At 59.1% G+C, this 11,678-nt stretch carries 14 protein-coding genes and 1 pseudogene; 6 read left to right on the plus strand and 9 right to left on the minus strand.

Going from position 1 to position 11,678, the window contains the following annotated elements; translation table 11 throughout:
* Window positions 1-281: 281 nt before the first annotated feature.
* Window positions 282-515, minus strand: coding sequence for a hypothetical protein (locus NKJ55_RS10005; protein WP_352449748.1), 234 nt, complete (start codon window positions 513-515; stop codon window positions 282-284).
* A gap of 273 nt (window positions 516-788) precedes the next feature.
* On the opposite strand from NKJ55_RS10005, the gene NKJ55_RS10010 reads away from it, so the two are divergent.
* Window positions 789-1,007, plus strand: a complete 219-nt coding sequence (locus tag NKJ55_RS10010) for a KTSC domain-containing protein (RefSeq protein WP_352449786.1) — start codon at window positions 789-791, stop codon at window positions 1,005-1,007.
* 315 nt (window positions 1,008-1,322) lie between these two features.
* On the opposite strand, the gene NKJ55_RS10015 is transcribed toward NKJ55_RS10010, so the two are convergent.
* Window positions 1,323-1,511, minus strand: a complete 189-nt coding sequence (locus NKJ55_RS10015; RefSeq protein ID WP_023718729.1) for a hypothetical protein — start codon at window positions 1,509-1,511, stop codon at window positions 1,323-1,325.
* A gap of 454 nt (window positions 1,512-1,965) precedes the next feature.
* On the opposite strand from NKJ55_RS10015, the gene NKJ55_RS10020 reads away from it, so the two are divergent.
* The 4 genes from NKJ55_RS10020 to NKJ55_RS10035 all read left to right on the plus strand — a co-directional run bounded on the left by NKJ55_RS10020 (window position 1,966) and on the right by NKJ55_RS10035 (window position 5,947).
* Window positions 1,966-2,319, plus strand: coding sequence for a hypothetical protein (locus NKJ55_RS10020; protein WP_352449749.1), 354 nt, complete (start codon window positions 1,966-1,968; stop codon window positions 2,317-2,319).
* Window positions 2,320-3,754: 1,435 nt separating this feature from the next.
* Window positions 3,755-4,456, plus strand: coding sequence for a Crp/Fnr family transcriptional regulator (locus NKJ55_RS10025; RefSeq protein WP_352449750.1), 702 nt, complete (start codon window positions 3,755-3,757; stop codon window positions 4,454-4,456).
* 83 nt (window positions 4,457-4,539) lie between these two features.
* Complete coding sequence (locus tag NKJ55_RS10030; protein WP_352449751.1) at window positions 4,540-4,785, plus strand: hypothetical protein; 246 nt, start codon at window positions 4,540-4,542, stop codon at window positions 4,783-4,785.
* A 523-nt stretch (window positions 4,786-5,308) separates the two neighbouring features.
* Window positions 5,309-5,947, plus strand: coding sequence for a hypothetical protein (locus NKJ55_RS10035; protein WP_352449752.1), 639 nt, complete (start codon window positions 5,309-5,311; stop codon window positions 5,945-5,947).
* A gap of 21 nt (window positions 5,948-5,968) precedes the next feature.
* On the opposite strand, the gene NKJ55_RS10040 is transcribed toward NKJ55_RS10035, so the two are convergent.
* The 7 genes and pseudogenes from NKJ55_RS10040 to NKJ55_RS10070 all read right to left on the minus strand — a co-directional run.
* A complete protein-coding gene (locus tag NKJ55_RS10040; RefSeq protein WP_352449787.1) occupies window positions 5,969-7,630 on the minus strand; it encodes a DNA polymerase/3'-5' exonuclease PolX in 1,662 nt (553 codons plus the stop codon).
* Between the two features lie 108 nt (window positions 7,631-7,738).
* Complete coding sequence (locus NKJ55_RS10045) at window positions 7,739-7,864, minus strand: hypothetical protein (RefSeq protein WP_352449753.1); 126 nt, start codon at window positions 7,862-7,864, stop codon at window positions 7,739-7,741.
* 598 nt (window positions 7,865-8,462) lie between these two features.
* Window positions 8,463-8,711, minus strand: coding sequence for a DUF982 domain-containing protein (locus tag NKJ55_RS10050; RefSeq protein WP_352449754.1), 249 nt, complete (start codon window positions 8,709-8,711; stop codon window positions 8,463-8,465).
* A 182-nt stretch (window positions 8,712-8,893) separates the two neighbouring features.
* Window positions 8,894-9,112 (minus strand): hypothetical protein, encoded by a 219-nt coding sequence (locus NKJ55_RS10055; protein WP_352449755.1) that lies wholly within the window; start codon window positions 9,110-9,112, stop codon window positions 8,894-8,896.
* Between the two features lie 273 nt (window positions 9,113-9,385).
* Entirely contained in the window at window positions 9,386-9,613 is a 228-nt protein-coding gene (locus NKJ55_RS10060; RefSeq protein WP_352449756.1) for a hypothetical protein, read from the minus strand.
* A 666-nt stretch (window positions 9,614-10,279) separates the two neighbouring features.
* On the minus strand, window positions 10,280-10,492 hold the full coding sequence (locus NKJ55_RS10065; RefSeq protein ID WP_352449757.1) for a hypothetical protein: 213 nt from the start codon (window positions 10,490-10,492) through the stop codon (window positions 10,280-10,282).
* Between the two features lie 562 nt (window positions 10,493-11,054).
* Window positions 11,055-11,242 (minus strand): annotated as a pseudogene (locus NKJ55_RS10070) (transposase); the annotation flags it as partial.
* Window positions 11,243-11,317: 75 nt separating this feature from the next.
* Between NKJ55_RS10070 and NKJ55_RS10075 the strand changes: the two are divergent.
* The gene (locus NKJ55_RS10075; protein ID WP_352449758.1) at window positions 11,318-11,569 is read left to right on the plus strand and encodes a DUF6074 family protein; all 252 of its coding nucleotides are present in this window, start codon (window positions 11,318-11,320) and stop codon (window positions 11,567-11,569) included.
* Window positions 11,570-11,678 lie beyond the last annotated feature (109 nt).

Genomic DNA, 11,678 nt, shown 5'->3' on the forward strand with positions numbered 1-11,678 from the left:
CTGACGGCCGCAGTGCGACCCGTCGGGACGAGCTTCTCTCGTTTTGGAGGGCTATGGGTCACCATATGGTGTTGGTAGCACCATCAATGAAGCCCTACGCCCTGCTTCTGAAGCCAATAGTTTGCGACTTAAGGCCACACGCGCGAACGCATTAGCAATCTACCATCGTGTCCCCGAGCACTCGCCCGCCGCGGTTTGCCAGCGGCGGGGTCGCACTGGCTTGTAGGCCCTAGGCCCACTCGCGGCGCTCGCACTCGATCTCGGTGCGGGTTTCCCGTGTCTCATCGCCGTGTCAGCGCCTTGCAAATGAGCGAAACCAAGCTGTCGCGCGCTCGCTCGTGGAGTGCGCCTTTCGGCCGCCATGCAAGGAAATCATCAACGCTCATCCAATCAGCCGGGTTTGTATCGGCGTCTGGCTGGCTGAATTCCACATACAAATGCAGTTCGTCCGGCACGAAGACGACCCTCCATAATCCTTTGATGTCATTGGCAAGGTTGTAGGCGAGGACGGTCATGGCGGGGCACTCCTTTCGCCGTGGAGCGTGCCTATCTCACGGGAAAATTCCATCACCAGAAGTTAGTATTGACGCTCGCGCTTTCTCAGAAATCCAACGTCCGCGTGATGCCGAAAGGTGCAGCCAGCTTTTTGTGTATCTCGATTCGGAACACGGGACCGCCGCGAAAGTTCGGTGCACGCAGCGAATCCTCCCCTCCAGGTATTGCTGCAGATCGGTATCCCGATCGGCCCGCGCTCCCCGCAAGGGCGCGGGCCTCGGCCTGTGGTGCTCATGCCCTCCACATGGATCCGCAAGATGGAATATGATCTGGATAGAAGGACCCTCTCGGTGTGGTTCGTCGCCAGCGGCAAGCGGTACGAATTTGAGGGGGTACCGCCGGAAACCTTTGCCGCGTTCCGGGCCGCGTTCGCCAAGGGCCGCTATTTCAACGACCACATCCGCAACAATTTCCGCTACCGTCTGGTTGCGAGCGATAGCGACCCGGGATGACCTGACCTGCCGGCGGCTCAATCGTCCTGTCGCTCCAACCGGCGGTTGGTGGACGCGTTGCCGCTGTGGCGCTTAGGGTTGGTTACGGTCCGCGCTCACTTGGCAAGCCACCCCCCCGCATCCCCCCGCCTGGTGCAAAGCGTTTGATCGGTCCCGCCGTTCTGGCAGTGCGGCGGGACTTTTTTGCGGTCCAGGTGGAGCATCGGCGCGCGGGGAAGGCGCGGTGCACGCAGCACCCTTTTCTCATCCAACGTACGTCGGTGGCGCGCTGAAGGGGCTCAATGACGGTCTGCCGCCGGAACTCAACTAGCTGGACTATTGCTCGACCGGAAGCGGCTCGTGCTGCGGCTCAGCGTGGTGGAAGACCTGTCCAAGATCGCGCGCGTCGAACGTTTGGCCGCAGACTGGGCAGTAGATAAAGTGCTTCGATTCGTCCTCTACCGGCCCGTCATGCGGCCTGCCCTTATAGCCTGTGGCGATGTTGTCGGTTCTAATCCGCGGCATCGACAAGTGCCTTCCGTCGGTTTGGCGGCCGATATTTCTCGCTTGTCACGGTCGACCGTGACTAGTGGCCCGAGGTCGATCGTCGCGGTGTCCTCGTCGATGCGCGTGACCTCGCCTTTCAGGTCAATTTGCTGGCCTCGGTTCACCTTGGTGTGGTCGATGATGGAATGTGGAAAGTCGTAACCTGGGATAGAGACGCTTACGCGGTCCTCTGTTATCCGCCTTCGAACCGTGGCAGTAATCGCCACCTGGTCACCAATGCCTATTGCCCGAGCCATGCCATGGATTCTGGTGCGGGCAGTGTCTTCTTCAAGAGGCTTCTAATATACGCCGGCCATCCTAAGGCTGACCTACGACCAGAGTTACAAAAATTGAACTTCATCGGGGAACACTCCTTCTGTCTGCCTGTTCGATTTGCCAGGCGCATCCCGCGCATTCAGACAGGAGAAAGAAGATGAAACGCATCCTTTTGGCTTCGGCCGTGCTGGCGGTGTCGGCCGGACTTTCCTTTGCCCAGACGACGAGCGGAACTTCGAGCGGAACCTCGACGAGCGGAACCTCGACCACGACAACCATGCCCAGCACGACGGATCAGGGCACCGGCACGACAAGCAGCGGCACCAACATGTCCGGCGATCAAGGCACCGACACGACCACGACCAGCGGCACCACAAATCCGAACTCGGCCAGAGACTGCGCGCCCGGCCAGCAGACTGGCAGCGCTCAGCAGGCGGCGCCTGGTCAGCAGGACACGACAGCCAAGACCGCCGCGCCGGGCCAGGTGAAAAAGACCGACCAAGGTTGCTGATTGGCACATCGGCAAAGGTTGGAATCACCAGGTGTTGCTGGCCAGTCTCCCCCCGACCACCGCCTGAACTCAACTCGGCTGGCGAGCAAGTTGCCGCCAGCCGAGCATCAGTCCAGGAACGTTTGCGCTTGCTTGTGCTTTCAGTGGGGCACGCCTAGCTTCTGTTTGCTTTCGGTCAGATAGCGTCGCTGGCGTCTTCGGACTACCGGTGAAGCAAGTCCGATGTGCGCCTATCGCGACCCCGCTTCACCTGCCGTCCAGCCGTTCGCGCATTCGCGATCGTCGCTCTCGGCAACAGGCGGCGCGCGCGGCCAGGACGTGTCGCATGTGCGCGCTGTCGAAGGAGGCGCCCAGCAACATTGCGCGTGAAGGCACGCGGGCATCCGATCGATCGTTAACCTTTCTCTGCAATGAGCGCCTTGTCGCCTCCGGCTCTTACGCATTATGGAGATCACATGTTGGTCCCGGCACCCGATGCCGGGAGCAGGTCTGCTTCGGAGTGTCGTGACAGAACTGGGCGACATGGTTGCGGTGGAGTAGGCGCCGTCGCCCTGGATGAACAACAACTGTCGCATGCGGTGCATACGTTGTCGAAGCTTTCGGTCGGCCGCGGCCGCATCGACGACGGCCAACGGCATCAAGTCGTTGCTGAAAGCCCGCAAGGTATCGTCAAGACATAGCGCGCCGGCGAAGATCCGCCCTCGCGACAGGGATTCGTCAAGCCGATCGGTCGGCAACGCGACCGGCCAGATGAGCGAGAGCTTACCCTCGGTGCTGGTCTCGACCCGGCTCGTATAGAGTCCTGAAGGGACATCTCCAAACGATCATCGACGGTCGTCGATCACTGCCGACTACGAGTCGAGGTCGTATGGCTCGTGGCCTAGCTCGTTGTGATGAAGCGCCTCTGCCATACATGTCGAACGCTTGGCCGCACGCCGGCCAGAGGACGAAATACTCCTCCTCACGAAGTGGCGATGCATCGTGGTTTTGGGGGATGACGATGTCATTGTATTCGTCGGGGATTGGGTCCTCCGGCAACGCCGCCCGTCATGCTGGAACGCCTGCCGGCAGGATTTGTTTCAAAGTTACTGCGCTTAAGAAGAGGGCCGGAACGGGTGAAGCACAATGTCGGTAAGCGCAAGGCGACGGCGCCCGAAACTCATCACGTGAGCTGAACGACTGCTTTTGCCAACTCGATGCTCGAAACCTGCCGATCTGCTTAGGCCGGTTCCGGACATTCGTGACCGGCCTCATAAGTCATAAGAAGCGCCCACCACCTACGGGACTCAAGCCGACATTCCCCGAGCCTTTCGCCAGGCACGGACTCTTTGCCAACCGCACATTTGAAGCCTATGCTTCCCACATCGGCCGCCAGCGCGTCGGACGCAGCCGCCAGTAAGAGGTACGTGCTCTTGCCCGCATGGGAGAGAGAGCCATGCCCCAATCCCTTCTTCGCAACCATGTATTGAAAACCCTCTCCTCGGAGGATTTCGCGCTTTTGAGGCCGTCACTGCATCACGTCGAACTCAACATCAAAGACCAGCTGGAAGTCTCTTATCAGCCGATCGAGCGTGTGTATTTTCCAGAGATGGGCATCGCGTCGGTGGTCGCTACGATGACCGGAGGGCGGCAAAGCGAGGTCGGCATCGTCGGCCACGACGGCATGACAGGAGTTGCCGTTATTCTCGGCCAGGACAAGTCGCCCAATGAAACCTATATCCAAGTCGCAGGTAATGGCTGGATCCTCCCGGTTGAAGCTCTTCGCTCTGCGATTGCGGAGAGCCAATCCCTTCGCGAGTCACTGCTTCGCTATGCCCACGCGTTCCTCATCCAGTCGTCCCGGACGGCACTGGTCAACGGCCACTCCAAAATCGAGGAGCGCTTGGCCCGCTGGTTGCTGATGGTCCAAGACCGCGTCGAAGGAAATAAGATCTACCTGACGCATGAATTCCTGGCGACAATGCTTGGTGCCCAGCGCCCCGGCGTTACCACGGCCCTCCAAATGCTTGAATATCGGGGGCTGGTTCACGCCAAGCGCGGCGAGATCACGATTATCGACCGCGTCGGAATGATACGACTCACGCATGGTGCTTACGGGGAGGAGGAGCAAAGTCACTTCGGCCTAGCCTCCGCGTAACGGTCCTAAATCAGACAAACCCTTGCAAGCTACCGAATTCGTGCCGTAAATCGTGTGGGTCAGGGTTCAGGGAGGAATTCTCGATGACCACCACTTTTGACACAGTCACGGTTGAAAGAGCCGCCGAAGCCTATGTTCTCTCCAAAGGCAAGGCCCACTTCCTTTCGATAGCACAGGCAATCCGCGCCATCCGAACACTCATGCCCGCATGCAGGGCCACCGACCGCGAGCTGGAGGAGCTCTTGGCGGCAGCATCCATTATTCACGGTGTGCCAGTCGCGTTCGACTTAAAAACAGCCGTGGCCGCAGAATCACGGCTCCATTCATAGGGCCGGTGATGCCTGCGCTCGCGCAGACGCCTACCTTATCGGACGTTCGCCAAGCGATTGTCCGCCACCTGATCGACAACATCGGCAGCCCGAGCATTTCGATATCCGAGGTTAGCCACACCGTGAGGAGAATGCTTCCCTTTTGCGAACTCACGGACTGGCAACTTGGCGATCTCATTGCGCGAAGCGCGATCGATGCGGGATTCGCGATTGAAACCGACGGGGTGGGTCCCGAAAACGCATGTCGAGGCTCAATAGCGGAACAGCCGCTTTAGCCATGTGGCTCCCAATCACGGACGGTCAGGTTGTGGCCCACGTACAGCCGCCAGGCGGCAACGCGCCTGATATCGCACTTCGAGATCAACTCGGCCGCTTCCTGTTAGCCGAAGTTGCAAGCGGCCCCGCTAACAATCGTGGTTGCGCCTTTAGGGCATCGTGGTTCAGACCGCTGGCGGATTAGAACTCATGTTGGCTTTGCGATCGGCTCATCGCTGCCGACAATCGGTGACCTATATAAAGGGGCATGTCCACGCGCCGAAAAATCAATGCAACAGCGAAGCTAATTGGAGAGTGGCCTTTAACCCCGGCTGCAACGTTTGGATCGTCCGTCAGAGCGAGGGGTATTTTTCTCGAAATACGCGCCCGGCTTCCAACGGAGTTCAGGAAACTGCTCCATATCGAGTCCCGCGTGCTTACCCTGCGCCTGTCTGAGGGCGCTGAGAATGATGTGCAAGTGGTATTCGGGATCGTATCCAAAGCACTGCAGAATATCGAAGACCTGCCCGTAATCCCCCGTGAAATCGAGGACATTCTGACGATCTCGACGGCCGAACGGCACCGCTGGCTGAAAGATGGTCGCTTGCAGAGCGCCGGGACGAAAACGGTGAAACTCCGCGGGCGGGCAAGGAACATCACCTTTCACGTGTTCGACCCGCAGCACGTGGAGGATGTGCTTGACCGCGACCTGGTTACGGTCTGGCGCGAACAGGACGCAGCGACAGCTGCAGACAATAGGCGGCGAGCCGCGGGCAAGGCCGCTATGAAACGTGCTCAAAGAAGCGGTCGCGGAACTGCAGCTTCAGCTGGCCATGGCCCCGATGAGAACTCGCACTCCAGTTTGCGCGGCTGGGGAGATTTTGAGAATGACGGACTCCTGCGCTGATAGGCCGGGCGCACAGGCAGGTTAACACGTTTGCCTGCGCCGTGCGAGATGCGCAAGGAGGGCCGTCAAACGCATCGCGTTCAGGACCCGCTTCGCAGGGACACCGCCCTTGCGCGCCATCTCGACACCCCAATGCATGTGATCGAGCTCGCGGATCGAATGAGCGTCCGGATTGATGCTGAATATGCAGCCCTGATCGAGTGCCTTTTGATGCCAGCGCCAGTCCAGGTCGAGTCGCCACGGATGTGCGTTGATTTCGACAGCGACGCCGTGTTTCGCACACGCTTTGAGGACTTTGTCGACGTCGAGATCATAACCGGGCCGGCGCAACAGCTGGCGACCGGTCATGTGCCCGATGATTGTCGTCCGAGGATTTCCGATCGCCTCAATGATACGCTCCGTCTGTTCCTTCTTGGGCAACTTGAAGCGGCTGTGCACGCTCGCGACGACGAAATCGAACTGCTCCAGGATATCATTCGGGTAATCGAGCGAGCCATCTGCCAGGATGTCCGCTTCGATGCCCTTCAGTATGCGAAATTTTCCATTGTATGCCTTGTTCAGCCGGTCAGCTTCGCGGTGCTGTTCAGCAATCTCCTGCAACGAAAGGCCGCCTGCGTAGTGAGCGGACTGCGAATGATCGGCGACACCATAGTATTCGAAACCGCGCTTGCGCGTGGCTTCAGCCATTGCCTCAAGCGTTTCGGTGCCATCGGATGCGGTCGTGTGAGAATGCAGGATGCCATGCAGATCTTCATCCCGAATGAGGGCGGGTAGCTTCTGCTTTGCCGCCCGCTCAATCTCGTCCCTGCCTTCGCGCAATTCAGGCTCGATAAACTGCAAGTCTAGAGCTTGGTAGATTTCTTCTTCTGTCGCTGACGCGATCAGCTTTCTCCCGCGATGAAGCCCGTCGGCGTTTAGGGTGAATCCCTTGTCGGCCGCGAACGTCTTCAGTTGCTCAAGGTGGTCTGCCGAACCGGTTGCTTCGAGCAGGCTCGCGCCAAAGTGCTTCCTGTCCGTGACAACAAGCCTGAGGGTCGTGTCCTCGATTCCAGTCGACTTTCTGCCCTGCGCTACCAGGGCGAAGTCGGAAACGAGCTCGCAACCGCGCCGGAAGTCGCCTGCAATTTCGACGCGCGAAAACCCTGGATGCTCTTGCTTCACCGATATGACCGCATGTTCGAGAAGAGCGGCGGCCTTGTGCAGGTGAAGTTGCGTTTCGCCGCTTCGCACGATGGCCAGGTTCTGCAGCAGCTTTGTCTGAAGCGCGGCGCCGAGGCCTTTGACTGGGCGGATGCGGTCTTCTCTCGCTGCGGCCTCGAGCTCCGCCCGCGAGTTCACGCCGAGCGCCTGATGAAGCTTCAGTATCTTATCAGGACGAAGCCCGGGTATGGCAAACAGCTCCATCACGCCCGCTGGAACATCCTCGCGCAGCTTTTCAAGGCTCGGGTGCGTGCCGGTTTGGTAAAGCTTGGTCACGATGCCTGCGATCGCGTCACCGATCCCCGGGATCTTGGTGAGCGCGCCGGCGGCGATGATCCGGTCAAGCGGCTGCGACAGCGCCGTCAGACTGTCTGCCGCGCGCAAGTATGCCTTTATGCGATAGGGATTGTCGCCGCGCATAGACGCCCGTTGTGCGTATTCCCTCAAAAGACTGGCGACGGTCCTCGGATTTATCTTTGCCATGGCTTCAGCCAAACGAGGCCGATCTCCGCAGGTTCCGATCAGGCAAGGCCATGAGAGCCGCGTTGCCGTTTAAATCCCGACTTTACTGCCTTCTTCCCGCGTCGGCCGCTACAGATTGGGCAAGGATTGGTCAGCGCGACCCCGCCCCAGCGATTCAAGGATAGCGCGGAACTGAAAGGCAGCGGCGCGGACGGCCTCAAAATCGAGGCCTTCATCGGGGTCGAGGTCGAACACGAGGCGGTCGGCCTTTTCGACATCCGTATCCGGTTTCTGACATCGGCTTTAGAAGCCTGACATTCCGGTTCCGGTCCCCTTACCTCGACGTGCCCCATAGACGCCAAGTACCTCGCCCAGAGCAAGCTCCGATGCCAGTTTCAAGAAGTGCAAAATGGCCCATAAATGCGCCGACCAGAGAGAACGCTTTCGGATCGGGGTCCATTTCGAGCAGTGCGGCCTTGGTCAGCATTCGGACAGCCTAGCGGGTCCGTCCCAACATACCCATGGGCACCGGCCGCTACTCACGGAGGCTCCCTCGACGTGGCTGACCCCATTGCGAATGCCCGGACGTTTCGTCTTCACGTAGACCGGGGGAGAGAACCAGAGGGGACCCATAAGAGGGAACTTAGAGCGGGAAGAGCCCGCTGACCAACCCCGCTTTAGCCGCAGCTAAGGAACGATGTAGGCCCTCGCGGGTTTAGAGCTTGCAGCGGTCGATCTTCGTGGATGTGCAGCCGCTGTGGGGGGGTCCGTCGCCTCTCCCTCACCGGCGGCGGGCTCCTTTCGCGAGGGCGGTGTTGGTCAGAGGCACCTAGAACCTTGTACCGCATCCAATTTAGCTACTTGTCATGGGGGAGTAATGTTCCTCTTTTGCAGCAGCCAGGAATGCCTTGCGGGCCTCCTCAGGTTCCATCTCGTCGAAAATCACGGCCATGCAAACGCGCACCGCGAGGTCCCAGCAAGGGCCACGCTTGGTCCACTTCATCAGCTCCTCGCCGGCTGTCTCGGCGTTGTTGACGTTGCGGATGATCCCGGGACGCTCGGTCTTGACCGGGACCGGAGGGTTGAACCAGTGGAGAGCCATACGTCACTGTTTGTCGGCCCGATCAAGTTCCTCCAGCAAATACTTTTGCTCAGCCCAGTTCCCGTTCTACAGGCAGATTTAGCAGCTTGCGACGGTAATTGCGGATTACCTCTGACTATTGAAAATGACGCAGGACTGCGCGCTTCCGTTGCGATGCCACAGTGACTGAAGTTGGCTGACAGCTACTCGCGACCGTCGAAAGCCACGCAGAGGCCCATGGCAGTTGCTGCCTCGATGATTGCCTCGGTTAGTTCTTCGTCGGAGGCCACCAAATAAGGCGCAGCCTCCCGCGCTTCGCGTAGTGCCGCTTTGATCGAGACCGTATCGCGACGGTCCGCCCTGTTGAGGAGTACAGTGATTGCTTGCTCTAGAAGCGGACCGACCCTTTGCGCGACGCTCATCCAGCCCTCCCCAGGGACACGCCGAAGGGGAATCTACTCACTTCCTGACGGACATCAACGCCATGTACAAATCGTACAAATTGGCACGGTGCTAGGCCGCGACAGTCAGGAATCTTTGTAGAATTTCTGTGGTGGGGATCGGACACCAGCTCGCGAAGACCCTCATGCTCCTCCTCGATCCTATTGACGCGCCTCGAGCCGCCTTTCTCCCACAATCCAGGTCGGTCTGTCCTGACGTACACCGCAGGCGAGAACCAATGGGTTGCCATGAGGCTATTCGCGAAGATCGAACCCGACGAACAGGCCAAAGGCTGGGGCAACATTGACAATAAACTTCACCAGCTCGCAGCCAGTTTCCGCCAGATGTGGCCCGTCTCGGCGCACCGCTGCGATAGTCTCTTTGACGGAGATGATTTGGCCGCGACGGGCTTGTAGGATCAGCTCGTGAACAAGGTGTTTGGCAGTCACTTTGTCGGGTCGGCAGTTCGTCCAAACGTTCATACAAGGCCTCCCACCTCAGCGAGAACCCAAGGGGACATTCATGATCCTCTGTCGGGAAAAATCAAGAAGAAATGTTTGCCGGAATTTCTGAGCGGGAACCAGAGAAACAAGTACGGAGCGAGCCTCTGTACTCTTCCGCTTTGGCGCTCAGCCAGCCGGCTAGGGACCTTCTTCCGTCGGCCCCTGTTTGGCCCCATCAATAGCCGCAAGTAATGACTGTAGGGTTGGCGGCAGTTCTGGTTCGATCTCCAGATTTAAGAACGTTTGTACGTGATGACGATAGCCTTCGGAACGGATCAGTTTCCGAAACGCTTCGGAGACAGACTGATGGTCTGCTTTGTTGCTCGTTGTCATATTCGGGAAGTCCGTCCCAATGAGCCGCAACTCGCCCGCAACGAATGGGTTCCATCAGGAGGTCGGAATATTTGGAGAAATTTCTGAGCGGGAGATCGGATGACTGGCTCGCGCGAAGCCCCCGGTGCCCCTTCGTTTGCCGCAGCATTAATCCTCGCTCTTTGAACTGAAGATTCGTGTCGGTCTGGGTCGGTGAACGTTGGAATGCTTCTGTCCGATGTTTGCTCACGCTGTGATGTAGGGCAGGCTCTTGCGGGACGGTGCCGCAAGGCCGCGAAACTGAAACGCCGGCCCAGTTCAACCCGCGCGACGTCATTCAAAGCTGGGTGGATCGATCTCCATCAAGCGGTCTGCGGCCTCGACCGCAGTTCGTATCCTGCTGCACAGCGCGAGATTTTCGGCCAGCATTTCTTCAGTGCGTTGAAGCGCGAGCTCAGTCCGGTGAATGCGCTGCCTGGTATTGGCAACTTCCGATATCAAAATATCGGCCACCATCCCGTGGCCATGGGGTTCCATAGTGTCCATGGGTTTCTAATACATGGGGGCCGATATCGTTCCGTGATGTCGGGCGAAACGGCGGGCCGCAGAAAAGCGCGATGGGCCGCATGACCAATGCGCTCCCTGTCAAAACAGCGCCAGAAACAGCCGAACGGCTTCGGCCGCTCTACATCCCACGGGAGGTACAACGCAAGCGACGACACACTCAGGCGGCTGGTGATCAAGCACCGTCTTCACAATCAGACAATGCCCGGCGCTCCGTCGAGAATAAGCGCTCCCGGTTTGGTTATGGTGCTCGCCGGCGATGACGACGCGGTTGAGGCAGGACGATCGCGAGCACCCGGACCTAACTCGGTATTTCAAGCGGCTCGGCATCCCGCGACCCTGACTTGCTATCAAAAGTTATGGTCGCGGCTACTGTCTAGAGTAGACATTAAGTAGATGTCGCGGCCCGACAGGGCCCCACACAAGAGCGAACCGTTGCTGCCTTGCGCGTCGCCCTCTAGGCCGCCGGCGTCGAGTTCATCCCGGAGAACGGCAGCCGCGCCGGCGTGAGGCTCCGCAAACCTTAGGCTGTAGACTCGTTACTGCGCAGCCACACACCTGCTTTTCGCCATCGGACGAAGCGGTGGTGCGCGGCCCATAGCGCTGAGGCAGGTCGCGCCATGGAGCACCGGAGCGCACCACCCAGAACATGCCGTTCAGCACGCGCCCATCATCAACACGCGGCACACCTATTGGCTTGTTGGGTAGACGCTTTATTCCATTGCTGACCATTGTCCAAAAGCGCTGTTAACCAAATTTTCTCACCCGCCAATGCTTATTCGCGCGACTGAAGGGGTGAGGTGATCGATGTGTGATTCAAACATTAGCGCGTTTCCGCTGCATCGGCGGCGGAAGTTGGTCGAAGGGATCGCCCGGGTCCTGGAATCCAAGAACGGGGAGGACGCGAACGCCTTCTGGCGCAACACCGCCAAGGCAATTCTCGTTCAACTGTCCGAATCAGGAATTGCACCCGGGGTCGCCGAACAGGAAGTTGGAACGCTTCTTCATGCTGTCTTGGGCGATATCGCCACCCGCAGTGCTGCGAAACTTGCACAATAGCATCGGCTCACGATGAGGGATTGCCGCATAGAGACGCCCCGGGGCTCCACAAGCGTAGCACCACTGCATCCGTCAAACGCAGGTTTCTCACAGCGGATGAAAAGATAGC

Origin of the sequence: Mesorhizobium sp. M0106, assembly GCF_040322715.1 — a bacterium.
Classification (GTDB): Bacteria; Pseudomonadota; Alphaproteobacteria; order Rhizobiales; family Rhizobiaceae; genus Mesorhizobium.